The sequence below is a fragment of the Streptomyces sp. NPDC021622 genome, assembly GCF_040640795.1.
In the GTDB taxonomy this organism is placed as follows: domain Bacteria; phylum Actinomycetota; class Actinomycetes; order Streptomycetales; family Streptomycetaceae; genus Streptomyces.
Genome location: NZ_JBFACK010000002.1, coordinates 272,609 through 297,557, shown reverse-complemented (window position 1 = coordinate 297,557; position 24,949 = coordinate 272,609). Strand labels below are relative to the sequence as shown.

The 24,949-nt window shown below is 70.7% G+C and carries 19 protein-coding genes; 7 read left to right on the top strand and 12 right to left on the bottom strand.

The annotated features are described in order from the left end of the window. From AB0G47_RS05670 to AB0G47_RS05650, 5 genes are all read right to left on the bottom strand, one after another. Nucleotides 1–966 carry a CoA ester lyase gene (locus AB0G47_RS05670; RefSeq protein WP_135333644.1) on the bottom strand — a complete coding sequence of 322 codons (966 nt, stop codon included), beginning with the start codon at nt 964–966 and terminating at the stop codon, nt 1–3. Further along, nucleotides 963–2,990, bottom strand: a complete 2,028-nt coding sequence (locus tag AB0G47_RS05665) for a methylmalonyl-CoA mutase family protein (RefSeq protein WP_360764397.1) — start codon at nt 2,988–2,990, stop codon at nt 963–965. Before AB0G47_RS05665 ends, AB0G47_RS05670 begins: the two co-directional genes overlap by 4 nt. A 17-nt stretch (nt 2,991–3,007) precedes the next feature. Further along, the gene (gene ccrA / locus AB0G47_RS05660; protein WP_360765117.1) at nt 3,008–4,333 is read right to left on the bottom strand and encodes a crotonyl-CoA carboxylase/reductase; all 1,326 of its coding nucleotides are present in this window, start codon (nt 4,331–4,333) and stop codon (nt 3,008–3,010) included. A gap of 442 nt (nt 4,334–4,775) precedes the next feature. Beyond that, nucleotides 4,776–5,585, bottom strand: coding sequence for a TetR family transcriptional regulator (locus AB0G47_RS05655; RefSeq protein ID WP_360764395.1), 810 nt, complete (start codon nt 5,583–5,585; stop codon nt 4,776–4,778). A 124-nt stretch (nt 5,586–5,709) separates the two neighbouring features. Next, nucleotides 5,710–7,491: a 3-hydroxybutyryl-CoA dehydrogenase gene (locus AB0G47_RS05650; protein ID WP_360764393.1), complete on the bottom strand. Its 1,782-nt coding sequence runs from the start codon at nt 7,489–7,491 to the stop codon at nt 5,710–5,712. Between the two features lie 345 nt (nt 7,492–7,836). Between AB0G47_RS05650 and AB0G47_RS05645 the strand changes: the two genes are divergently transcribed. Continuing rightward, nucleotides 7,837–8,406, top strand: coding sequence for an adenylosuccinate lyase (locus AB0G47_RS05645; RefSeq protein WP_360764391.1), 570 nt, complete (start codon nt 7,837–7,839; stop codon nt 8,404–8,406). A gap of 15 nt (nt 8,407–8,421) precedes the next feature. Here AB0G47_RS05645 and AB0G47_RS05640 read toward each other — a convergent pair whose 3' ends face one another. The 3 genes from AB0G47_RS05640 to AB0G47_RS05630 form a co-directional block, all read right to left on the bottom strand. Continuing rightward, nucleotides 8,422–8,814: a RidA family protein gene (locus AB0G47_RS05640; RefSeq protein ID WP_360764389.1), complete on the bottom strand. Its 393-nt coding sequence runs from the start codon at nt 8,812–8,814 to the stop codon at nt 8,422–8,424. 78 nt (nt 8,815–8,892) lie between these two features. Next, nucleotides 8,893–10,461, bottom strand: a complete 1,569-nt coding sequence (locus tag AB0G47_RS05635) for an alpha/beta hydrolase (RefSeq protein ID WP_360764387.1) — start codon at nt 10,459–10,461, stop codon at nt 8,893–8,895. Between the two features lie 150 nt (nt 10,462–10,611). Continuing rightward, complete coding sequence (locus AB0G47_RS05630) at nt 10,612–11,655, bottom strand: Rv2578c family radical SAM protein (protein WP_360764385.1); 1,044 nt, start codon at nt 11,653–11,655, stop codon at nt 10,612–10,614. A 152-nt stretch (nt 11,656–11,807) separates the two neighbouring features. On the opposite strand from AB0G47_RS05630, the gene AB0G47_RS05625 reads away from it, so the two are divergent. The 4 genes from AB0G47_RS05625 (at nt 11,808) to AB0G47_RS05610 (ending at nt 18,355) form a co-directional block, all read left to right on the top strand. Continuing rightward, entirely contained in the window at nt 11,808–12,251 is a 444-nt protein-coding gene (locus AB0G47_RS05625) for an SRPBCC family protein (protein ID WP_360764384.1), read from the top strand. A gap of 269 nt (nt 12,252–12,520) precedes the next feature. Further along, a complete protein-coding gene (locus AB0G47_RS05620) occupies nt 12,521–14,872 on the top strand; it encodes an MFS transporter (RefSeq protein WP_360765114.1) in 2,352 nt (783 codons plus the stop codon). Nucleotides 14,873–15,048: 176 nt separating this feature from the next. Then, complete coding sequence (locus tag AB0G47_RS05615) at nt 15,049–17,484, top strand: SpoIIE family protein phosphatase (protein ID WP_360764382.1); 2,436 nt, start codon at nt 15,049–15,051, stop codon at nt 17,482–17,484. A gap of 145 nt (nt 17,485–17,629) precedes the next feature. After that, nucleotides 17,630–18,355: a class I SAM-dependent methyltransferase gene (locus AB0G47_RS05610; protein ID WP_360764380.1), complete on the top strand. Its 726-nt coding sequence runs from the start codon at nt 17,630–17,632 to the stop codon at nt 18,353–18,355. Nucleotides 18,356–18,363: 8 nt separating this feature from the next. Here the strand turns inward: AB0G47_RS05610 and AB0G47_RS05605 are convergent, their stop codons facing one another. The 3 genes from AB0G47_RS05605 to AB0G47_RS05595 form a co-directional block, all read right to left on the bottom strand. Further along, a complete protein-coding gene (locus tag AB0G47_RS05605; protein WP_360764378.1) occupies nt 18,364–19,512 on the bottom strand; it encodes a hypothetical protein in 1,149 nt (382 codons plus the stop codon). 65 nt (nt 19,513–19,577) lie between these two features. Further along, entirely contained in the window at nt 19,578–20,384 is an 807-nt protein-coding gene (locus tag AB0G47_RS05600; RefSeq protein ID WP_360764376.1) for a hypothetical protein, read from the bottom strand. A 42-nt stretch (nt 20,385–20,426) separates the two neighbouring features. Continuing rightward, nucleotides 20,427–21,416, bottom strand: coding sequence for a DMT family transporter (locus AB0G47_RS05595; protein WP_360764374.1), 990 nt, complete (start codon nt 21,414–21,416; stop codon nt 20,427–20,429). Between the two features lie 71 nt (nt 21,417–21,487). On the opposite strand from AB0G47_RS05595, the gene AB0G47_RS05590 reads away from it, so the two are divergent. Together AB0G47_RS05590 and AB0G47_RS05585 are read left to right on the top strand one after the other, a co-directional pair. Next, complete coding sequence (locus AB0G47_RS05590; RefSeq protein WP_360764372.1) at nt 21,488–22,441, top strand: LysR family transcriptional regulator; 954 nt, start codon at nt 21,488–21,490, stop codon at nt 22,439–22,441. Between the two features lie 91 nt (nt 22,442–22,532). Next, complete coding sequence (locus AB0G47_RS05585; RefSeq protein WP_360764370.1) at nt 22,533–23,555, top strand: tellurite resistance/C4-dicarboxylate transporter family protein; 1,023 nt, start codon at nt 22,533–22,535, stop codon at nt 23,553–23,555. Between the two features lie 57 nt (nt 23,556–23,612). On the opposite strand, the gene AB0G47_RS05580 is transcribed toward AB0G47_RS05585, so the two are convergent. Continuing rightward, a complete protein-coding gene (locus tag AB0G47_RS05580) occupies nt 23,613–24,779 on the bottom strand; it encodes an agmatine deiminase family protein (protein ID WP_360764368.1) in 1,167 nt (388 codons plus the stop codon). Nucleotides 24,780–24,949 lie beyond the last annotated feature (170 nt).

Sequence of the window (24,949 nt, the reverse complement as noted above, 5' to 3'; positions counted from 1 at the left end):
TTACGCCTCCGGGGCTTCGAACTTGGAGGTGCGGGTCATGCCGGCGGCACGCCCCTTGCCGGAGATGACCAGGGCCATCTTGCGGCTGGCCTCGTCGATCATCTCGTCGCCGAGCATCGCCGAGCCCTTCTTGCCGCCGGCCTCGGAGGTGCACCACTCGTACGCGTCAAGGATCAGCTCGGCGTGGTCGAAGTCCTCCTGGGAGGGCGAGAAGACCTCGTTGGCCGCCTCGACCTGGCCGGGGTGAAGCACCCACTTGCCGTCGAAGCCGAGCGCCGCGGCGCGGTTCGCGACCTCGCGGTAGCCGTCGACGTTCTTGATCTGCAGGTAAGGGCCGTCGATCGCCTGGAGGTTGTTGGCGCGGGCGGCCATCAGGATCTTCATCAGGATGAAGTGGTAGGCGTCGGCGGGGTAGCCGGGCGGCTGCTCGCCGACGACCAGGGACTTCATGTTGATCGACGCCATGAAGTCGGCCGGGCCGAAGATGATCGTCTCGACGCGCGGCGAGGCCTGCGCGATCGCGTTGACGTTGTTGAGGCCCTGGGCGTTCTCGATCTGCGCCTCGATGCCGATCTTGCCGACCTCGAAGCCCATCGTCTTCTCGATCTGGGTCAGGAGCAGGTCGAGCGCGACGACCTGGTCGGCCGTCTGCACCTTCGGCAGCATGATGCAGTCGAGGTTCTGGCCCGCGCCCTCGACGACCGTGACGACGTCGCGGTACGTCCACTCGGTCGTCCAGTCGTTGACGCGCACGACCCGCGTCTTGCCCGTCCAGTCGCCCTCGTTGAGGAACTTGACGATGGTGTGCCGGGCCTCCGGCTTGGCGAGCGGCGCGCAGGCGTCCTCCAGGTCGAGGAAGACCTGGTCGGCGGGGAGGCCCTGGGCCTTCTCCAGGAAGCGCGGGTTCGACCCCGGGACCGCCAGACACGAACGGCGGGGACGGAGACGGTTGATGGGCGCGGTCATGCGGGGACCTCCAGAGGGTCGAGCTTGTTCGCTTTCCGGATCTCGTCGACGATACGGCCGATGATCTCGGTGATGCCGAAGTCCTTGGGGGTGAAGACGGCGGCCACACCCGCCGCCTTCAGGTCCTCGGCGTCGCTGTTGGGGATGATGCCGCCCGCGATCACGGGTATGTCGGGCGCCCCCGCCTCGCGAAGCCGCACCAGGACATCCGGTACGAGCTGTGCGTGCGAGCCCGAGAGGATCGACAGGCCGACGGCGTGTACGTCCTCGGCGAGCGCGGCATCGACGATCTGCTCGGGCGTGAGCCTGATGCCCTGGTAGACCACCTCGAAACCGGCGTCACGGGCGCGCACCGCGATCTGCTCGGCGCCGTTGGAGTGCCCGTCGAGGCCCGGCTTGCCGACCAGGAAGCGCAGCTTGCCGGTGCCGAGGTCGGCGGCGGTCTTGGCGACCTTGTCGCGCACGAGGGCGAGCGGCGTGCCGGCCTCCGCGGTCACGGCCACCGGAGCGCTCGAAACGCCCGTGGGGGCCCGGAACTCGCCGAAGACCTCCCGCAGGGCGCCGGACCACTCCCCGGTCGTCACACCGGCGCGTGCGCACTCCAGGGTGGCCTCCATGAGGTTGCCCGTGCCGGCGGCGACCTCCTTGAGGCGCTCCAGGGCCTTGCAGGGGCGCGGGTGGTTGAACGGCGGCTGGTAGCGGGTGTCGCGCCAGTGCTTGAGGGCGTTCACCACGCGGTTCTCTACCGCCGGGTCGACCGTCATGATCGCGGTGTCCAGGTCCGACGTGAGCGGGCTCGGCTCGGTCGACTCGTACACGTTGACGCCGACGATCTTCTCCTGGCCGCTCTCGATGCGGGCCCTGCGCTCGGCGTGCGAGGAGACCAGCTGCGACTTGAGGTAGCCGGACTCGACGGCGGCCATCGCGCCGCCCATCTGCTCGATGCGGTCGATCTCGGCCAGGGACTCCTCGACGAGGGACTCCACCTTGGCCTCGATGACGTGCGAGCCGTCGAAGATGTCCGCGTACTCCAGGAGGTCGCTCTCATGCGCGAGCACCTGCTGGATGCGCAGCGACCACTGCTGGTCCCACGGCCGGGGCAGACCGAGCGCCTCGTTCCAGGCGGGCAGCTGCACGGCACGCGCGCGTGCGTCCTTGGAGAGCGTGACGGCCAGCATCTCCAGGACGATGCGCTGGACGTTGTTCTCCGGCTGGGCCTCGGTCAGACCAAGGGAGTTGACCTGCACGCCGTAGCGGAAGCGGCGCTGCTTGGGGTTGGTGATGCCGTACCGCTCGCGGGTGATCTGGTCCCAGATGCGGCCGAAGGCGCGCATCTTGCACATCTCCTCGATGAAGCGGACACCCGCGTTCACGAAGAAGGAGATGCGGGCGACGACATCACCGAACTTCTCCTCGGGGACCTGCCCCGAGTCGCGTACGGCGTCGAGCACGGCGACGGCGGTGGACATCGCGTACGCGATCTCCTGCACCGGAGTGGCCCCGGCCTCCTGCAGGTGGTAGCTGCAGATGTTGATGGGGTTCCACTTGGGGATGTTCGCCACCGTGTACGTGATCATGTCGGTGGTGAGGCGGAGGGAGGGGCCCGGCGGGAAGACGTGCGTCCCGCGCGACAGGTACTCCTTGACGATGTCGTTCTGCGTCGTCCCCTGGAGCTGCGTGATGTCCGCGCCCTGCTCCTCCGCCACCACCTGATAGAGCGCCAGGAGCCACATGGCCGTGGCGTTGATCGTCATCGAGGTGTTCATCTGCTCCAGGGGGATGTCCTGGAACAGGCGCCGCATGTCGCCTACGTGCGAGACGGGGACTCCGACCCGGCCGACCTCACCGCGGGCGAGGATGTGGTCCGGGTCGTAGCCGGTCTGCGTGGGCAGGTCGAACGCGACCGAGAGGCCCGTCTGACCCTTGGCGAGGTTGCGCCGGTACAGCTCGTTGGACGCCTCGGCCGTGGAGTGACCGGCGTAGGTCCGCATGAGCCACGGCCGGTCCTTCTGACGCTCTGTCATGTACGAACCCTCGGCCTTCAGATGTTCCGGAAGCGGTTGATCGCGTCGATGTGCTTGGCCCGCATCTCCGGGTCGCGCACGCCAAGGCCCTCTTCGGGCGCGAGCGCGAGGACGCCGACCTTGCCCTGGTGGAGGTTGCGGTGCACGTCGTAGGCGGCCTGCCCGGTCTCTTCGAGGGAGTAGACGCGGGAGAGCGTGGGGTGGATCTTGCCCTTGGCGATCAGCCGGTTGGCCTCCCAGGCCTCGCGGTAGTTCGCGAAGTGCGAGCCGACGATCTTCTTCAGGGACATCCACAGGTAGCGGTTGTCGTACTCGTGGTTGTAGCCCGAGGTCGAGGCGCAGGTGACGATCGTGCCGCCCTTGCGCGTGACGTAGACCGAGGCGCCGAAGGTCTCGCGGCCGGGGTGCTCGAAGACGATGTCCACGTCCTCGCCGCCGGTCAGCTCGCGGATGCGCTTGCCGAAGCGCTTCCACTCCTTGGGGTCCTGGGTGTGCTCGTCCTTCCAGAACTTGTAGCCCTCGGCGTTGCGGTCGATGACCGCATCGGCGCCCATGGCCTCGCAGATGGCGGCCTTCTCCGGGCTGGAGACGACACAGATCGGGTTGGCGCCGCCGGCCAGGGCGAACTGGGTGGCGTAGGAGCCGAGCCCGCCGCTGGCGCCCCAGATCAGGACGTTGTCGCCCTGCTTCATGCCTGCGCCGTTGCGTGAGACCAGCTGGCGGTACGCGGTGGAGTTCACCAGGCCGGGCGATGCGGCCTCTTCCCAGCTCAGGTGGTCCGGCTTGGGCATCAGCTGGTTGGACTTGACCAGGGCGATCTCCGCGAGGCCGCCGAAGTTCGTCTCGAAGCCCCAGATGCGCTGCTCGGGGTCGAGCATCGTGTCGTTGTGGCCGTCGCTGGACTCCAGCTCGACGGACAGACAGTGCGCGACGACCTCGTCGCCCGGGTTCCAGGCGTTCACGCCGGGGCCTGTGCGCAGGACGACGCCCGCGAGGTCGGAGCCGATGACGTGGTACGGCAGGTCGTGGCGCTTGGTGAGCTCGCTCAGGCGGCCGTAGCGCTCCAGGAAGCCGAAGGTCGACATCGGCTCGAAGATCGAGGTCCACACGGAGTTGTAGTTGACCGAGGAGGCCATGACGGCCACCAGCGCCTCACCAGGGCCGAGTTCCGGCACAGGAACGTTGTCCAGGTGCAGCGACTTGCGGGGGTCCTTGTCGCGGGTCTCGAGCCCGGCGAACATCTCCGTCTCGTCCTTGTGCACGGTGATCGCGCGGTACGAGTCGGGCAGGGGGAGAGCGGCGAAGTCGGCGGACGTGACCGCGGCGGAGCCGCTTGATGTCACAGCCTGCGACTGAATCGCGTCCAGGATTTCCTTCACGGTGATGCCTCCGGCGAAGTGCGGCCCCCCTCTGAGGGGAGCACGCTCTTGAGGGTTACGTCGGGTGCTGCTGGTGCAGGTGGTGGAGGGTGTGCCGTCGGTTCGGCGGAGGGTGAAGCTCGGCAGCGCTTGGTGTGGCGCGGGAGGTTGCCTGTGACGCAGGCGTCCGGGCGCACGAGCCGTGGCTTGTGGGGACAGCCGGCGTACGGAAGTTCTCTGCACGCCGGCCGCCCGGACAACATCAACGTATGGCACCGCGTGCCAAGTGACAAGACACTGGGTGCCATGAGTTTTTGATAGATGATCGATCAGTGCAGGTCAGAGGGTGTGCGGGCATGGCAGAGGGGGCGCTACCCGTGGGTAGCGCCCCCATAAAAGCCAAGGACAATCAGGGTGAAACCCGGACCTACGAGGCCCGCTCCCGCAGTGCCTTCTCGATCGTCCGCATGATCTCGTCCAGCGGTGCGTCCGTCCGTGCGACGGTGACCAGGACATCGCCGCCGGTGCTCACCGAGGCCGCCGGAGCGGTCGTGGTGTCACGCCCCGCCCCGATGCCCGAACCGAAGGTCCTGCGGACGATCGCGAAGGCGTGGTCCAGCTGCGTCTCCACGTCCCCCTGGCCGCCCGCACGCAGCCACCGGCGGAGGACGTGGTTGTGCGCGGTCACCACCGCCGACGCCGCGACCTCCGCGAGCAGTGGATCGTCGTTGCCGTCATGGTGGGCCTGCTCGTCGAAGTGGCCCAGGAGGTAGCGCGTGAAGAGCCGTTCATAGCGGGCCACCGAGGCGATCTCCCGCTCGCGCAGGGTGGGCACCTCGCGGGTCAGCCGGTAGCGCTCCACGGACACCGCGGGCGAGGCCGCGTACATCTTCATGACTTCCTTGATGCCCCGGCACACCGTGTCCAGCGGGTGCTCGTGCGGCGGCGCAGCGTTGAGCACTGCCTCCGCCCGGATCAATGTGTCGTCGTGGTCCGGGAAGATCGCCTCTTCCTTGGAGCGGAAGTGCCGGAAGAAGGTCCGCCGGGCGACCCCGGCCTGCGCCGCGATCTCGTCGACCGTCGTCGCCTCGTACCCCTTGGACGCGAAGAGTTCCATCGCCGCGGCCGCCAGTTCCCGGCGCATCTTGAGCCGTTGAGCGGCGGCGCGGCTGCCGGCCGCGCTCTCCGGGGCGTCGGGCGTAGCGGACGTACGTGTGGACTTGGCGGCCTTGGGCATGACCCGAACGTACTGCATATGCGCAGTCGAGTGCTCCTGCGGGACGGGGCCGCCCGACGGATCGAGCAGCCCGCCCCAGTCCGTGCGCGGTCTTTCGCCGGGCGCGCTCCCGTCCGTCCGCGGCCTACCGCCGGGCATATTCGCGGAAGCCGCGGCCGGTCTTGCGGCCGAGGCAGCCCGCGGCCACCAGGTGTTCGAGCAGGGGAGCGGGGGCCAGACCCGGGTCGCGGAACTCGCTGTGCAGGACCTTCTCGATGGCCAGCGAGACATCCAGGCCGACGACGTCCAGGAGCTCGAAGGGGCCCATGGGGTAGCCGCCGCCGAGCTTCATCGCGGCGTCGATGTCGTCGAGCGAGGCGTAGTGCTCCTCGACCATCTTGATCGCGTTGTTGAGGTAGGGGAACAGGAGCGCGTTCACGATGAAGCCCGCGCGGTCGCCGCAGTCCACCGGGTGCTTCTTGATCGTCGCGCAGACCTCGCGGGCCGTCGCGTGCACATCGTCGGTCGTCAGGACCGTACGGACGACCTCGACCAGCTTCATCGCGGGCGCCGGGTTGAAGAAGTGCAGGCCGATCACGTCGCCGGGCCGCGAGGTGGCGCGGGCACAGGCCACGACCGGCAGGGACGAGGTGGTGGTCGCCAGGATCGCGCCCGGCTTGCAGACCTTGTCGAACGCCGCGAACAGCTGCTGCTTGATCTCCAGGTCCTCGGCGACCGCCTCGAGGGCCAGGTCGACATCGGCGAACGCGTCGTACGAACCGGCCGGAGCGATCCGGTCCAGGGTCTTGGCCGCCGTCTCCGCCGTCATCCGCCCCTTCTCGACAGAGCGCGAAAGCGACTTGGCGATACGGGCCTTGGCCTTCTCCGCCTTCTCCTCGCTGCGCGCGGCGAGCACCACGTCATAGCCGGCCTTGGCGAACACCTCGGCGATGCCGGACGCCATGGTCCCCGATCCCGCGACGCCGACCGACCGGATCTCCCGGCCGCCGATCTGCTGCCCGCCCTCCAGCGGGGTCAGCGCGTCACGCACCACGACCGAACTGCCCGGCCCCTCGTACGAGTAGAAGCCGCGCCCCGCCTTGCGGCCGGTCAGGCCCGCCTCGCTGAGCTGCTTGAGGATCGGCGCGGGGGCGTGCAGGCGGTCCTGCGACTCCGTGTACATGGCGTCGAGGACCGTGCGGGCCGTGTCGACGCCGATCAGGTCGAGCAGGGCGAGCGGGCCCATCGGCAGGCCGCAGCCCAGCTTCATCGCGGCGTCGATGTCCTCGCGGGACGCGTACTTCGCCTCGTACATCGCGGCGGCCTGGTTGAGGTAGCCGAAGAGCAGTCCGTCGGCGACGAAGCCGGGCCGGTCGCCGACCGCCACGGGCTCCTTGCCCAGGGCGTACGCGAGCTCGGTGACCGCGGCGACGGCGGCGGGCGCGGTCAGCACCGACGAGACCACCTCGACCAGCTTCATCGCCGGCGCCGGGTTGAAGAAGTGCAGGCCCAACACCCGCTCGGGGCGCGCCGATTCGGCGGCGAGACGGGTCACGGACAGCGCGTTGGTGCCGGTCGCGATGATCGTCTCGGGGCGCACGACGCCGTCGAGCTCGCGGACGATCTGCTGCTTGATCTCGTACGACTCCGGGGCGACCTCGATCACCAGGTCGGCGTCGGCCGCGGCGCTCAGGTCGGTGAAGGTGCGAACGCGGGCCAGGGCGCCCTGCCGCTCGTCCTCGGTGAGGTGCTCGCGGCGCACGGCCCGCTCGGTCGACGCCTCGATGGCGGCCACGGCCTGCACGGCCGCGGCCTCGCTGATGTCGATGCCGATGACCTCGCGGCCCGCGCGGGCCAGGACCTCGGCGATGCCGGTGCCCATGGTGCCGAGACCGATCACGGCGACGGTGTTCAAGGGAGTGTCCATGTGTGGACTCCAGGAAGGTGAGTGACGACTGAGGGGCGCACGCGGGCGCTTGGGGGAATGCGCGGCGTACGGAGGGAGGTGCTGCGTGTCGTGACCGGGCGGCGAAAGCGCGCACGCCCGTGAGGAGTCGACCGGCCCTGTCCCGGAGCCACGTCGTACTGGGTGGAGCTGAGGTACCTGAAGTACCGAACCGACATGCACTCGCGCCGGCTGCGTCACCAGGCCGCCGCGAGAAAAGAAACTGCTTTACGAGGAGTGTGCCCCGCTCACATGAGACTAACCGGCGAGTAACGAGCGCGCCAGTCCCCGGTGTTTGTGATCTACATCGCGGATAGGCTCCCCGTCATGGACGTGGAGTTGCGGACGGTGACGGAACGCTTACGCCGCGAGGCGGGGGTCTCGAAGGCCTACGAGAGGCTGGTGGCGACCGCTGATCTCGAGGAACTTGCGGACGTGCTCGCGGCGGCGGGGCAGCCGCTGTGGGCACGGGAACTGGCGGCGGTCCGGCTCGGCGCGGCCGGGGACCGCCGGGCCTTCGAGTCGCTGGTGCTGCTGCTCAACCACCGGGATCCCTCGCGGTGCGCGGCCGCCGCGTACGCCCTGGGGCGGCTCGGCGACCCGCGCACGGCGCGCGCGGCCGCCGCCCTCGCCACCAATGAACTGCGCGTCGCCTATGCCCTGCATCCGGTGCGCCTGCTCACCGAGCTGCACGCCCCCGAGTCGGTGCCCGCCCTGATCACCACGCTGCAGCGCAGGCTCGTCCCGCACGACCCGTACGGGAAGATCGCGCTCGCGTGCGTGGAGGGGCTCGGCGCGCTCGGCGACCCGCGGGCCAGGGACGTCCTGACGAGGGCGAGCGGCCATCCGCGGCTCGCCGCGGCGGCGTCCGCGGCGCTTGCCCGGCTGCCGGACTAGCGAGGCATCGGCGCTCTACAGCACCGCGTACGCCTCGATCTCCATCAGGTACTGCGGCGAGACCAGCGCGGAGACCTGGACCGCCGAGGCGGCGGGGAGGCGTGCCGGGTCCAGATAGGTGTCACGGGCGGCGCGGATCGCGGGCATGTACGCCATGTCCGTGACGAAGTACGTCAGTTTCACGACGTCCCTGAAGCTGCCGCCGGCGGCGACGAGGCAGTGCCAGAGATTGTCGAAGACCTGCCGCGCCTGCGCGGCGGGATCGCCCTCGCCGACCAGGTTTCCCTCCTTGTCCAGGGGGAGTTGGCCGGAGATCGCCACGAAGCGGCCCGTGCCCATGACCACGTGGGTGTACTGGGTGGCGGGGGAGACGCCGTCGGGGGCGCTGATGTGGGTCAGTCGGCTCATGGGTCCATCTTGGACCATGGAGCCCTCAACGCCCCCGACGGGCTTGGGTGTTGCCCGGACACCCCGGGCTCGGCTCGGCTAGCCGCGGAAGCCGAGCAGGCCGTGCAGCGTGGCCCCGCGCCCCGAACCGGACTTCGTGCTCAGCGGCTTGGGGTCGGGCAGCGCCTTGCACACCGCGTCGACCTCGCCGCCGCTGCGCGGCACCTTCCCGTTCTCCAGATACGTCGCCAGGTGTTTGTCCAGGCAGCTGCTGCCGGACAGGGTGATGCCGTGGTTGCCGCCGCCCTGCTCGACGACCAGGCTCGATCCGTGCAGCTTGCGGTGCATCGTGACGCCGCCCTCGTACGGAGTGGCCGCGTCGTCCGTCGCCTGGAAGAGAAGCGTCGGCGGCAGCTGCGAGTTGGACACGTCCGTCGGCCGGAGCGACTCCGTCGGCCAGAACGCGCACGGAGCGTTGTACCAGGCGTTGTTCCACGCCATGAACGGTGCCTTCTCGTGGACCCGCCAGTTGTCGTCGCGCCAGGTGCCCCAGTCGCGCGGCCAGGACGCGTCACGGCACTGCACGGAGGCGTAGACGCTGTAGCCGTTGTCGCCCGCCGCGTCGACGGCGCCGAAGTTCTCGTACGCCTCCACGAGCGGATCCGCGTCCTTGTCGTTCACATACGCGGCGAACGCCTCGGCCAGGAACGGCCAGTAGCCGTTGAAGTAACCGCCGGGGAGGTAGGTGTCCTCCAGCTCACCGGCGCCGACCTTCTTGCCCGCGGGCTTCTTGGCGACGGCCCCCCGCATCGCGTACCACTTGGCCTCGACCTTCGCCGGGTCCTTGCCGAGCTTGTACGTCTTGTCGTGCCGGGCGACCCAGGCGGCGAACGCCTTGTGGCGTGCGTCGAAGGCGTAGTCCTGCTGGAGGTTGTCCTCGTACCAGACGCCCGTCGGGTCGACCATGGAGTCGAGGGCCATCCGGCGTACGCGGTCCGGATAGAGCTTTCCGTAGACGGCGCCCAGGTAGGTGCCGTACGAGTAGCCGAAGTAGTTGATCTTCTTGGCGCCGAGGGCGCCGCGGATCGCGTCCATGTCCTTGACCGCGCTCACCGTGTCGATGAACGGCAGTACGTCCGCGTACTTCTCGGCGCAGGCCTTCGCGAAGGCCTGCGTCCGCTTGAGGTTCGCCTTCTCGATCGCGGGCGTGGCGGGCACGGTGTCGGGGCGCACCGGGGAGAAGTGGCCGGGGCGGCAGTTCAGGGCCGGTGTGCTCTTGCCGACGCCGCGCGGGTCGAAGCCGATGACGTCGTACTGCGCCGCCACCTTCGCCGGCAGTGACTTCGCGACGAACCCGGCGAGCGAAAGACCGCTCCCGCCGGGGCCGCCGGGGTTCACCAGGAGCGGGCCCTGGGACTTCTTCGCGGTGTGCGGGACGCGGGACAGCGCGAGGGTGATCTGCCGGCCGTGCGGCCGGTCGTGGTCCAGGGGCACCTTCAGTGAGGCGCACTGCAGCGTGGGGTAGTCCTTGGTCGCGCACTTCTTCCAGGTGAGGGTGGGCGTACGAGGGGTGCTTGTGCTGTCGGCGCTCGCTGCGGGCACCGCGGCCGTGACCATCGAGGCCACCACCGCGGCGACGCCGCACAGGGCGACGGCGCATTTCTTCATCGGGCCTCCCGGGGCGGGGGGTTCGGGACCGTGGGTGCCACGGCCCCCGCGGCATCGTCCCGGAAAGCCCGCCTGGAAGGGCTTGTTCTGCCGATGAATGACCTGAAAGAGAACGGTTCACCGCGGCGCGGGTCAGGCCCGGAGGTCGGCTCAGAGAAGCGTGAGCTGGGTGCCGCCGGGCGCGGGCTCGGCAGGTCCGGTCCGCTCGGGTGCGCGTATGCGCCGGGCGGCGCCCCCGCGCGCCGGGCCGATGCCGAACTCCTCGGCCAGTTCGTGCACTTGCCGGGTGATCCGGCGCTGGTACCACTTGGGGGCGTAGGCGCCCTCCGCGTACAGCCGTTCGTAGCGGCGCACGAGATACGGATGGTGCTTGGCGACCCACTCCATGAACCACTCGCGCGCTCCGGGCCGCAGATGCAGCACGAGCGGCGTCACGGAGTTCGCCCCGGAGGCGGCGATGGCCCGCACGGTCGCCCGCAGCTGCTCGGGCCGGTCCCCGAGGAACGGAATGACCGGCGCCATCAACACCCCGCATCCGATGCCGTGCTCGGTCAGCGTCCGTACGACGTCGAGCCGCCGCTCCGGGGCGGGCGTGCCCGGCTCGACGGTGCGCCACAGCTCGTGCTCGACGAAGCCGACGGACACGGAGATCCCGACGTCGGTGACGGCGGCGGCCTGCCGCAGCAGATCGAGATCGCGCAGGATCAACGTGCCCTTGGTGAGGATGGAGAAGGGATTCGCGTGATCCCGCAGCGCCGCGATGATCCCGGGCATGAGCCCGTACCGCCCCTCGGCGCGCTGATAGCAGTCAACGTTGGTGCCCATCGCGATGTGCTGCCCCTGCCAGTGCCGCGAGGCGAGCTGGCGGCGCAGCAGATCGGGGGCGTTCACCTTGACGACGATCTGGCTGTCGAAGCCGAGCCCGGTGTCCAGGTCGAGGTAGCTGTGCGTCTTGCGCGCGAAGCAGTAGACGCATGCGTGCGTGCACCCCCGATACGGATTGACCGTCCACTCGAACGGCATACGGGACGCCCCCGGCACCCGGTTCACGATGCTCTTGGCCCGAATCTCGTGAAACGTGATCCCTTTGAACTCAGGTGTGTCGAAGGTCCTGGTGGTAACCGCGTCCGCGCCGAACAGCGCGGCATCCGCGACCCCCCGTGACGGCCCGTCGGCGAGGTTCTCCCAGCGCATGACGCCTCCTCGGTAGCACTGGCCACACAATAGAACACATGTTCCCTTGATCGTGCGACCGGATACCTCGCCGACCCCGATTTGGGGCCCTGGTGTGCAGAGTGGTTGGCTTTGGCGGAATCTCTGAGTCACCGAGTGCTGGAGGAAGTGCAATGGCGCAGGTCGAGGCGACCACGGAGCGGGTCATCGTGGGTCGGCCGGAGGATGTCTTCGATGCGCTTGCCGACTACGACGGCACGCGCGGGAAGATCCTTTCGGAGCGCTTCAGCGAGTACGAGGTGCGTGAGGGCGGGGACGGCGAGGGGACGCTCGTCCACTGGAAGCTGCAGGCCACCAGCAAGCGGATCCGTGACTGTCTGCTGGAGGTCAGCGAGCCGACCGACGGTGAGCTCGTCGAGAAGGACCGCAACTCCTCCATGGTCACCACCTGGACCGTCACCCCGGCGGGCGAGGGCAAGGCGCGCGTCGTCGTCTCCTCCGTCTGGAACGGCGCGGGCGGCATCGGCGGCTTCTTCGAGAAGACCTTCGCGCCCAAGGGGCTCGTGCGGATCTACGACGAGGTGCTCGGCAAGCTGGCGGCCGAGGTGGAGAAGTAGGCCGGTCCCCGCCTCAACTCCTGTAGCGCGTAGGGGTTGTTGTCACGCTCACCGTTTCGAGTGGTTTTCCGTTCGGTGCGCTTGTACGCCGTAGGGCTCCCACCGGCGCTTACGTCTGCCGGGCCCCGTGCCGGGGCGGCTCGTCGCGCTTGCTCGTAGTTGTCGCGTAATGCGAGAAATGTGCGGCGCAAGCGTGACGAGGGGAGCAGAACGTGGGCGGGACGACGCTGGTGAAGGGCGCCGGGCGGGGCGAGGCGGCGGTCCCGGAGGTGGCAGAGGCGCCACCATCGCCGCCGCCGCACGAATCCGCTTCGGCCGTGGAAGGGCTCAGTCCCGCCCGTGTCCGGATGGTGTTCGTCGGGCTGATGCTCGCGCTGCTGCTCGCCGCGCTGGAGCAGATGATCGTCGCCACCGCGCTCCCCAAGATCGTCGGCGAGCTGCACGGCCTGGACAAGATGTCCTGGGCGATCACCGCCTATCTGCTCACCTCGACGATCGGGCTTCCCATCTACGGGAAGCTCGGCGATCTCTTCGGGCGCAAGGGCGTCTTCCAGTTCGCGATCGTCATCTTCATCGTCGGGTCCGCGCTTGCCGGTTGGTCGCGGACCATGGATCAGCTCATCGCCTTCCGCGCCATCCAGGGCATCGGCGCCGGCGGCCTCATGATCGGCGTACAGGCGATCATCGCGGACATCGTGCCGCCCCGGGAACGCGGCCGCTACATGGGCCTGATCGGCGCCGCGTTCGGCCTCGCATCGGTCGCGGGACCGCTGCTCGGCGGGTTCTTCACCGACCACGTCACCTGGCGCTGGTGCTTCTACTTCAACGTGCCGTTCGGCCTCGTCACCCTCGCCGTCGTCACCCTCGTGCTGAAGCTGCCCAAGCCCACCGCGAAGGCCAGACTCGACGTGCTCGGCGCGCTGTTGCTCGCCGCGGCCTCCACCTGCCTGGTGCTGCTCACCAGTTGGGGCGGGACCGAGTACGCGTGGGGATCGAGGGTCATCCAGGGGCTCGGTGCCGGGGCACTCGTCTCGACCGTGCTCTTCCTCGTCGCCGAGCGCTTCGCGGCAGAACCGATCATTCCGCTGCGCCTGTTCCGTGATTCCGTCTTCAACATCACCGCTCTAGTAGGCATGGTGATCGGAGTCGCCCTCTTCGGAGCGGCCAGTTATCTGCCGACCTTCCTGCAGATGGTCGACGGCGCGACCGCCACCGAGTCCGGACTACTCATGCTCCCGATGATGGGCGGCGTCGTCGGCGCCTCGATCCTCGCCGGGCAGCTCATCAGCCACACCGGGCGCTACAAGATCTATCCGATCCTCGGCGGGATCCTCTCCGTTGCCGGCATGTGGCTGCTCTCGCGGCTCGAAGCCGATACCTCCCGGCTGAACTACAGCATCTGGATGGCCGTGCTCGGCGCGGGCGTCGGCCTCGTCATGCCGGTGCTCATCCTCGCCGTGCAGAACGCCGTACGCCCCGCCGATCTCGGCACCGCCACCAGCGCCAACAACTACTTCCGGCAGATCGGCGGCAGTGTCGGCGCCGCGATCTTCGGCACCCTCCTCGCCGACCGGCTCACGGACTCGCTCGCCGAACGCATCCCGGCCGGGGCGGGCCTTGCGGACCCCGAGTCCATCACCCCGCAGCTGGTGCACGCGATGCCCGCCCAGCTGCGCGAGGGCTACATCCAGGCCTACGCCGACGCGATGCCGCGCATCTTCCTCTACCTGGTGCCGGTGCTCGTCCTCGGCATGCTGATCGCCTTCTTCCTCAAGGAGACCCCCCTGTTGTCCAGCGCAGCGTCCCAGAACGCCCCCACGGCCGAGCCCACGTCCATCCCGCAGGCCCGTACCGCGTACGTCGCAGGGGTGCCCGTCTGCGGCACCGTGCAGCACCCGGACGGCACCGTCGTGCCCCGCGCCGCCCTGACCCTCATCGACGTCGGGGGCCGGCAGATCGGCCGCGGCGCGAGCGGCGAGGACGGGCGGTACGCGCTGTCCACGCCGGGCTCCGGATCGTTCGTCCTGATCGCGGCCGCGGGCGGTCACCAGCCGCAGGCGGTCACCGTCACCGTTGGCGAGCGCCCCGTGGAGCTCGACGTGGTGCTCGGCGGCGCGGGCCGGCTCGCGGGCAGCGTGCTCACCGCCGACGGGTCCCCGGTCAGGGACGCCGCGGTGACCCTCACCGACGTACGCGGCGAAGTCGTCGCCACCACCCGCAGCGGGCGCGAAGGGGGCTATGTCATCACGGAGTTGGTGGCGGGCGAGTACACCCTCGCCGCCAGCGCCCCAGCCTTCCGCCCGGCCGCCCTGCCCGTCACCGTGCAGGCCTCGCGCGAGACCCGCCAGGACGTGGAGCTCGCGGGCGGCGCGGTGCTGCGGGGCACCGTGCGGGCCGGCGGCGGGCGGCCCGTCGAGGACGCGCGCGTGACGCTGCTCGACGCGGCGCGGAACGTGGTGGACACCCTGACGACGAGGGAGGACGGCAGCTTCCGTTTCATCGACCTGTCGTCCGGCGAGTACACGGTCATCGCCGCGGGCTACCCGCCGGTGGCCACCGTGCTCCAGGTCGCGGGCGGCGGACGTACGGAGCGGGATCTTCAGCTCGGGCACGAGGACTAGGGCCTGACCCATCGGACAGGCCCTAGGGGCCGTCCGGCGGAACGCGCGGTCATCCCGCGCCGGACGCGCGCTCCGGCGCGGGCCAATTCCCCCATTGCGCCGCAAGGCAACCCGTGCCGGTCGTACGGTGGTTGGGGCGGCGCGGCTGCACGGTGTCGCCGGAAGGAGCGTTGGCCATGGATCAGGGCACCCCGGGCGGGCCGGTGGCGCAGCACGCCGTGGCCGGCCGGATCCCGCTCGCCGTGGTCGTCATCGACGGCGCGGGCCTCGTCTCCCACTGGAGCACCGGCGCACGGCGGTTGTTCGGATACGCGAAAGAGGACGCGGTGGGCGCCCCGGCGGGTGACCTGCTGCCGGTGGCCGGCGCGATCCCCGACGAGCGCGAGCCGTACGGGACGTACGGGACGTACGACGGTCTGGGCCCCGACCTGGAGACCTCCCTCGACGGGCGCATCTCCTATCCGGCCGCCGGGCGCGCGCGGCTCTCCGTCCCGGGGCGTGAGCAGAGCCGCGTGGACGTCCTGTGGTGGGCGTACCCGCTCATCGGTCCTGGCCCCGAGCGGCTGCTCGTCCTCGCGGCGGACGCCGACCGGCTCGTCGACGCGGACAGCCTCGAACCGGGCCAGGTGGAGCGGATAGCACCCGGCTTCGCCCTGCACACCGACTTCCCCGGAGCGGACGAGCTGGCGGGCCGGCTGCCCGAGATCCTGCCCAGCATGAGCGTCGGCGAGAGCTCCCGCATAGTCGCCCAGGTCCTTGAACTTGGCTATCCCGTCCTGGAGTTCAGCAAGCACGACCGGGTGCCCGTCACCCCGGACTGGGGTGTCGCCCGGCGCACCGAGCGCAAGGCGCGCAGGCGGCGCGACGAGGAAGCGGTCGCCGCGGGCCGTATCCCGGTGCCGGACGCCGCGGACGAGGGCGAGGACATCGAGTACGCGGCGGTGCGCGAGCGCCTGGAGTTCCTCAACGAGGTCAGTGGGCGCATCGGCTCCTCACTCGACCTCTCGCAGACGATCCTCGAAGTCAGCCGGGCCGTCGTGCCGCGCTTCACGGACGTCGCGGGCACCTATCTGCGCGAACAGGTCGTCGCGGGCGAGGGGTTCCCCGAAGGGCCGCCGGACGAGACCACGCTGTGGCACCGGGTCGCCGTGGAGCACACGGACGAGCCGGGCCGCTGGGACGATGTCGTACCGGTCGGCGAATCCATGCCCTTCCCGGCGCACACGCCGTTCTTCCAGTGCATGACCTCCGGCGATCCGGTCCTCGTGCCGCGCATCAGCGAGGAGATGGGCAACGCCATCGCCTCGCAGTTCGAGAAGCGCGACATCCGCCCGCTCATCAACCACCGCTCGATGCTCGTCGTACCGCTGAAGGCGCGCAACGTGGTCCTCGGGTTCATGATCCTGCTGCGCCACCGGGAGCGGCCCGTCTTCAACGACATGGACCGCGTCACCGGCGCCGAACTGGCCGCCCGCGCGGGCCTCGTGCTCGACAACGCCCGTATGTACACGTACCAGGAGAGCGTCGCCGACACGCTCCAGGACAGCATGCTGCCGCACATCGAGCCGCGCATGACCGGCTGCGACATCGCCACGCGCTATCTGCCGGGCACGCTCCTCGGCCGGGTCGGCGGCGACTGGTTCGACTCCGTGAAACTGCCCGGCTCGCGGACCGCGCTCGTCGTGGGCGATGTGATGGGCCACGGCCTCAACTCGGCGGCGATGATGGGCCAGTTGCGGACCGCCGTGCAGACCATGGCCGCCCTCGACCTGCCGCCCGCGCAGCTCCTGCGCAACCTCGACGACTTGGCGCAGCGGCTCGGCGAGCACTATCTCGCGACCTGTCTGTACGCGGTCTACGACCCGATCGCGGGGGAGCTGCAGCTGGCCAACGCCGGTCACATCCCGCCCGTCCTGGTCCGCGCCGCCGACGGCCGCAGCGAGCTCCTCGATCTGCCGACGGGGGCGCCCATCGGCGTGGGAGGCGTGCCGTTCGAGGCGGTCGGCGTGCGCGTGACGCCCGGAGACCGGCTCCTGATGTGCACCGACGGCCTCGTCGAGGTGCGCGGCGAGGACATCGGCGTCGGCCTCGCCACCCTCACCGAGTCCGCGGCCCACCCCGCGGCCTCCATGGACGACGCCTGCGACACGATCATCCGGGCGCTCAACACGCGCGGCGGCCGCAAGGACGACGTGGCCCTCCTGATGGCCCGCCTGAACGGCGTCGCCGAGCAGGACGTCGCCCGGTGGGGGCTCGCGCTCGACCCCAGCGAGGTGAGCAGGGCCCGCGAGCTGGTGCGCGGACAGCTGCGGGCCTGGTCCCGCGACGCCCTGGTCGAGACGGCGGAGCTCCTGGTCAGCGAGCTGGTCACCAATGCCGTGCGGCACTCCCGCGGCGGCCGCGTCGAACTGCGCCTGGTCCGTTCCGGGCCCACCCTGATCTGCGAGGTCGAGGACGACGACCACACCCTGCCCACGCTGCTCAACGCGGGCCCCGGCGACGAGTTCGGACGCGGTCTGCGGATCGTCAGCGTGCTCGCCAAGGAGTGGGGCACGAGCCGTACGAGCAGTGGCAAGACGGTGTGGTTCGAGCTGGCGCCGCCCCGTCGGTGAGCCGGCTCCCGGGGGTGCGCCCCGCGGGAACACATCGAATGCGTGGTGAAGAACCGCGCGCGTGGCTTGTCCGCGCACCCCGGGCGCGGTAGACCGATCTTGCCGTCGGATTCGGCGGCCGCCGTCGCATCCTGGGGAGCTGGGCATGAGCGTCACGAGTCGGTACAAGGAGGCCTGGGAGGGGTTCTGGCAGGAGGCCCCCGACGAGCAGGGAGCCGTCTTCTGGGACTCCGACCCCGCGCTCACCGTCGGCATCCATCTGGCCCTCTTCGAACCGCACATGGCGGCCATCGGCCTGCCCGTCGTGGACCTCGGCTGCGGGAACGGCACCCAGACCCGCTTCCTCGCCGACCGCTTCCCGCGCGTCATGGGCGCCGACCTGTCCGCCGCCGCCCTCGAACACGCCCGGCACGCCGACCCCGCGAGGCAGGCGGAGTTCCGGCAGGTCGACGCGGCCGAGCAGGCCGAGGCCGAGCAACTGCACGCGGAACTCGGCGATGTGAACGTCTATATGCGCGGCGTGCTCCACCAGTGCGAACCCGCCGACCGCCAGCCGCTCGTCGACGGGATCGCCGCACTGGTCGGCGAGCGCGGCAGAGCCTTCGTGGTCGAGCTCGCGGAGGCGGCGGGCCCCGTCCTCAAGGGCCTGGCCCAGAGCCCCGAGGGCCCGCCGCCCAAGCTCGCGCCGGTGTTCGCGCACGGCATCGCGCCGGGCGAGGTCGCCGACGACGCCGTGCTCGCGTACATCGGGGCAGCGGGCCTCACCGTCCATGCCGAGGGCGAACTGCCGCTGATCACCACCGAGTTCACGCCGGACGGCACGCGGATCGAGCTTCCGTCGAGGTGGGTGGTGGTGGGGCGGGCGGGGTGACGGGGGCGTCACCTCCTGAGTGCGGGCACGGCGTGGCGCAGCCGGGTGGCGGCAGCGAGCAGCACCGCGAACAGCGGGGCGGCGAGCAGCGCGTACTGGAGCCCGGTCGGCGGAATCAGCAGCGCCGCCCAGGAGGCCGGCGGCGCCGCGTCGTACGCCGACGGGTCCAACTCGTACCGCAGCGGGACCAGATACCCGACAGCCGCCCAGGTGAAGGCGAGCCAGCCGGTGAGCAGGGCGGTCAGCGGCGGGGAGCCGGTGTGTGGTGCGGACGCGCGCACCGCGTACGCGACGACCGCGCAGGTGGCGGCGAACACCAGCACCGCGGTCAGTGAACTGTCCAGGAAGAACGGCCCGTTGTGCGAGGGGAGCTCGTCCTGGGGCGCTGCTCTCGTGACATCGTGCATCGCGGAGTACGGGAGCGGCCGAATGAGAGTCCCCACCAGGTACCCGACGCAGGTGCCGGGTTTCGGGTCATGGGCGCACCACGATTCTGCTGCGGGCCACACCGCACGCGCGGCGCCGATCGAGGTGAGCAGCCCCAGGGTGCCGGTCGCGCCGAGCCCGATGGCGGTGGCTGCCGCGATGCGGGACGGGAGGCCCGGCAATTCACCTTGGAGGGCGGGGAGTTGGTCGTGTCGCTCGCGGTTTCGCCTCCCGAGCCGGGTCAGGGCCACGGCCGCGCACGCGAACAGCGCCATCAGTACCGCATGGGCGGCCCCCTCGCGGGCGTCTTCGAGCAGCTCCTGGGCGCTCGTGCCACGGCCGGAGGGGGTGAGGAGGAGATCCGGCAGGCGCAGGGCGGTCAGGGCAAGGAGATGGGCCTGCGGGGCGAAGGCCGTCAGTGCGAGGCAGAGGGCGAGGGCACGCCGCCCCGCGTCTCCGCCGCCGATCCGCGCGGCCACCGCCCACGCCGTGGAGAGCAGCATCCCGAGGAAGAGCGCGCACCACAGCGCTTCATGGGCCAGGCCCGTGGCGCCGCTGTGGTCGCCGAGCAGCAGTGTGCGGGAGACGGTCATCAGCCGCAGGTTTCCGAGGGGCGACTCGTAGGGCAGCACCCGCAGCGTCCACAGATCTCCGGAGTCGGCCCACCGGATCTGCGCGGGCAGCACGGCGAGCGCCTCGGCGATGAGCAGGCCCGCGGTGGCGGTGGTCACGGGGTGACGGGAGAGGGCCCTGAGCGCCGCGAGCGGCGGGCGGACCCCTGATGCAGCCTCGGCCATCAGCCGCTGCCCTTCCCCGAACCGGCCCCCGCCCGCGCCGACACCCGGAACGCACGCCCGCTGTTGTCGATCCTGTCGTGATGGACCTCCTCGCCGTCCCACCAGGTGATCGTGGCCGTCCACTCGGAGTCGAACCGCTGGGTGCGGGCGATGAGTTCGAAGCGGTAGAAGGTGTCGGTCGTCACGTGGCGGGGCAGCGTGATCCGCTCGCCGCCGTACTCGGTGGCCGCCTTGCGCGCCGCGCGCTGGTGCGGGCTGCGCTGCAGGTAGGAGACGGGGATGTCGCGGCCCACCGGGAGGGTGTCCAGGTCGACGACCATCCGCTCGGGGGATTCCGGACCTCCGCAGCCCGTCACCCGGGGCGGCGTCCCGGCCACGGGCTTGCCGCGGCGGGTGACGTTCAGGGAGAGGTCGCGGATCTCCACGGCGTTGTCGGCGTTGCCCCGCAGGCTGACCTCGACCGTCATCGCGTCCTTGTGCACGCTGAGCCCCTCGCGCTGCCAGCGCGCCAACTGCCGGTCGTCGCCGCCAGTGAAGCCCGCCGCCAGATGGCGGCCCTTCGGCGTCAGGAGCCACTCGGTGGAACAGGCGTTGACGACCTCTTCGACCAGCATGGCGACGGGCGACGGCGGGGCCACGGACTGGCCGAGCCAGGTAACTCCCGCTATCAGCAAGGGGAGTACGGCGCACAGCACTCCGTACAGGCCGAACTTGTCGGCGGCGCTGAGCCCCGCGTGCCAGCGGGCGAACCGCCGCGGGGCGCTGGGGCCGGGCCGGGGCGTGGACACATCTCCGTCACTGTTCAAGTGGCGGAGCCTATGAGGCTCGACGGCGAGATCGGCGGCGTACTAAAGGCGTTCACCCGTGGAGGCGATGGAGCGGGGGCGGTGCTCCGGAGCGTTGTCCTCCTGATGTGCGCCGGGGCGCGCCGGAGGGGTCTGGGTGAGCCGCCGGTTGAGGACGACGCCCGTGATGCTGATCAGGCCGCCGATCAGTTCGACCGGGCGCGGGGTCTCGCCGAGCCAGACGAACGCGACGGCGAGCGCGACCGGCGGGACGAGGTAGAGCGCGCCGGTGGCCCCCGCGACGGTGTAGCGGGACACCGCGTAGCCCCAGGTCACAAAGCCGAGCGCGGACGGCAGGAGGCCCAGGTACACCGCCGATCCGACGGCGGACGCCGGGGCCTGCGTCAGGCCGTGCACGGCGTCCGGCGCGAGCGGGAGCAGGAAGAGGGTGCCCGCCCACATGGAGTAGCAGGCGGCTTCGAGGCCGGTGTACCGCTTGAGCAGCGGCTTGGTGGCGAAGTGGTAGACGCCCTGGACGAGAGCGGCGGCGAGCACGACGAGCGCGGCGGCCGACAGACGCGTGGAGCCGCCGGCTATGGCGATCAGCGCAGCGCCCGCCAGTGCGACGGCGCTGCCGATGGAGGTGTTGCGGGTGAGGGCCTCGCCGAGGAAGGCCGCGGCGAGCAGCACGCTGAAGACCGGGGCGACGGTGACCAGAAGGCTCGCCGTACCGGCGGGAACGTGCACCTCGCCCCAGTTGAGGAGCAGTTGATAGGCGCTCATGCCGGTCGCCCCGCACAACGCGATCAGCGGGAGATCGCGGCGCTCGGGCAGGCGGACCCCGAGGAGCGGCGCCACGAGCGCCAGGGCGGCGGACGCGACGGCAAGGCGCAGCAGGGAGAGGCCCGCGACGCCGAGTCCGTCGAGGCCGACGCGGATGGCGGGGAAGGCCGACGCCCACAGGACCACGGTCGCCGCGAGGGCGAGGAAGCGGCGAGAGAAGCGGGGAGAGAAGCGGCGAGAGACCGGCAGGCGGTGCGCGCTGATGTTCACGGTCTCAGCGTTCCGCCTACCATGGGAAAGGTCTATTTACTCTTTCTTCTCCTATCGAGAAGGTGAGCTGCTTGTTCGATGTACGTCGCCTTCGTCTGCTGCGCGATCTGTCGCTGTACGGCACGGTGACGGCCACCGCCGATGCCCTGCACCTCAGCGGGCCCGCCGTCTCCCAGCAGCTGGCCACCCTCGAGAAGGAGGCGGGCCTCCCGCTCCTGGAGAAGCACGGCCGCACGCTGCGCCTCACCGCGGCGGGCCGGCTCCTGGTCGAGCACGCCGAAGTGATCCTCGGCGGGCTCTCCGCCGCCGAGGCCGATGTGCGGGCGCTGCGCGCGGGCCACCGAGGTGTCGTCCGCGTCGCCGCCTTCCCGTCCGCGGCGCGGGTCCTGCTCCCCACTGTGTGGCGGGCCCTGGCGCGGGAAGCCGGGACCGCCGCCCCCGAGCTGCGCATCGCCGAGCACGAACCGGGCCCCGCCGCCGACGCCCTGCGCCGCCGCGAGGCGGACCTGGCCGTCGTCCACGCCTACACCCTGCTCCCACGCACCCTGCCCCCCGGCTGCGAGCAGCACCGCCTCCTCGACGACCCGGTGCTGCTCGCCCTGCATCCGTCGACCGCCGCCAGGCTCCGCATCGAACCGGGCGGGAAGGCGGACCTGGCCCGCGTCGCCGAGGAGAACTGGCTGCTGCCGGGTCCCGAGACCTCCTGCCACGAACTCACCCAACGGGCCTGCGGCGCCGCCGGTTTCGTCCCCCGGGCCACGGCCTTGGCCAGCGACTTCTCCGTACTCACCGCTCTGGTCGGTGCGGCGGCCGGCGTGGCGCTCGTCCCCCGTATGGCCCTGCCCGCCGACACCGACGGCATCAGCCTGCACCCCCTCGCCCGGCCGGTGACCCGCACCGTCTCCGTGCTCAACAGGACCGGGGATGCCCGCCAGCCGCACCTGGGGCTCGTCATCGACGCACTGCGGCTCGCGGCGTCGCAGGAGGCCGAGGCGGCGGAGGAGATCACCGCGCCCGTGGCCTGACGGCGCCGCGCTCGGCCTCCGACATGCCGGGGCCGCAGGGCCATGTCAGGATCGCGGTCGGGGGCTCGTACGTACCCCTATGGAGCCGCGCATGCCGAGCGACGCAGCCAGCAGCCGTGGGCCCCGCTGGGCGGACTGGCTCGACGATCTGCCGCCCGCCGCCGGGGCCGCGGTGATGGCCACCGCCGTGCTCTCCGTGGGCCTGCATCTCCTGGGCTTCGAATGGGCCTCGCGCGTGCTGCTCTTCGTGGCCGTTGTGGTCTGGCTGGTCCTGGCCTCCGTCTTCGGCCGCCATCTGCTGACCGAACGGGACCGCTGGCGCCACGAGATCGACACATCGCCCGCACTGACCGCCATCGCCGCGACGGGGGTGCTCGGCACCCGGCTCTCGCTCCTGGGCAGGCAGCCCGTGTCGGTGGCGCTGCTCTGCGTCTGCGTACTGCTGTGGCCGTTGCTGATGTCCCATGTCATCCGGCACTGGCAGAGCAGACTGCCGGGCGCCGCGTATCTGGTGTGCGTGGCCACCCAGTCCATCGTCGTGCTCGCCGCGACGGTGGCGACCGCCGACCGGCAGGCGTGGCTGATGTGGCCCGCCCTCGCCTTCTTCGTCGTCGGCCTGTGCCTGTACGTCGTCGTGCTGTGGCGCTTCGACTTCCGACAGCTCGCCACCGGCCGGGGCGACCACTGGATCATCGCCGGCGCCATGGCCATCTCCGCGCTCGCCGGATCGAAGCTCGTCGCGGCGTCCGTTCCGCACGGACCGCTGCACTGGGCGACCCCGGCGCACAACGTCCTGCGGACCGTCACCCTCGTCACGCTCGGCCTCGCGCTCGTCTGGTACGCCGTTCTGGTCGACTGCGAACTGCTCCGCCCCCGCCTCCATTACGACGTACGCCGCTGGGCCACGGTCTTCCCGCTCGGGATGACCGCCGTCGCGTCGCTCTCCGTCTCCACGGCCGCGGGCATCTCGGCGCTCTGGACCTGCGGAAAGGTGCTGCTCTGGCCCGCCCTGGCGGTCTGGGCGGTGGTCGCGACCGGTGCGGTGCGCGCGGCCCGGCGCGGTATCGAGGCGGTCCGCGTCCCGAGCGGCAGCCCGCACGTCAGCCGGCGGTGAGGACGCGCCAGACGCGCGCGGTGTCCAGGTCCTGGCGCTCACCGAACTGGGCCGGGGTCAGTCGACCGGCTCGCCGGGTTCGTCGTGGGTGGCGCAGTGGATGCCGCCACCGCCGGAGGCGATGGTGTCGATGCTGATCTGCACGACGTCGCGCTTGGGGAAGTGCTCCTGGAGGATGCTCTTGGCGCGCTTGTCGGCCTTCCGGTCGCCGAACCTGGGGATGAAGACGGAGTCGTTGGCGACGTAGAAGTTGGCGTAGGTGGAGACGAAGTCGTCGCCCTCGCCGGTGATCTCGTACAGGTCGGGCTGCGGCAGATCGATGATCTCGAAGGGCCGGCCCTTGGCGTCCGTCGCCTTGCTCAGTACGGACTTCGCCTGGTCGGCCGCGCGTGACCAGGAGTCGGCGGGTGTGTCGCGGTGCGCCCTGTCCAGGAGCACCACACCGGGGGCGGTGAACCGGACGAGGCTGTCCACGTGGGCGTCGGTGATGTCCTGGCCGCGCACGCCGGCCAGCCAGATGACCTTCTTGATGCCCAGGGTCTGCTTGAGCTCGGCCTCGATCTGGTCCCGGCTCTTTCCGCGGTTGCGGTTGTCGTTGACGATCGAGCTCTCGGTGATGAGGAGCGTCCCTTCGCCGTCGGTCTCGAAGGAGCCGCCCTCGGCGACCAGCGGCGCCTTCCGGCGCGGGATGTCGTACTCGGACAGGAGGGTCTGGCCCACCCGGCCGTCGTTGGTGTGCTCCTGCTTGTTGCCCCAGCCGTTGAAGTTGAAGTCGACGCCGATGACCTTGCCGTCCTGCTCCACGAACACCGGCACGGTGTCGCGGGCCCACAGGTCGTCGACGGCCAGCGGGATGACCTCGACATCGCGACCGCAGGCCTTCTGGGCGGCCTTCAGCTGGTCGGGCCTCGCCATCATCACGACGTACTCGTACTCCCCGATGGCGCGGGCGATGCGCGCGATGTCCTCGCGTACGTAAGGGAGGTCCTCCTCCCACACCGACTCCAGGGCGGGCCACGACATGAAGGTGCGTGCGTGGCTCTCCCACTCGGCGCCCATGCGCAGCCCCTTGGCCGCCGTGTCCTCGTCACCTTCGGTGCTCGCGGCCCCCGCCAGTTCGTCGCCGGGTCCGCACGCCGAGGCGCCGAGCGCCACGGCGCCGATGCCGGTGAGTGTGCGCAGGGCCGTGCGGCGGGAGGGGCGGTAGGGGAGGGACAGAGACACGGTGAACTCCGATCATCGTGATGGGGATCAAGCTATCCGTCGACATGGAGGGACGCCCGGCGAGCGGGTGCGGCCGGGCATGACACGTGAAGGGCGCGACGTGACGCGGACGGAGTCGCTCGCTGACCCGACTCCGAACTGACTCGACTCTGACACGAACTGAAAATTCA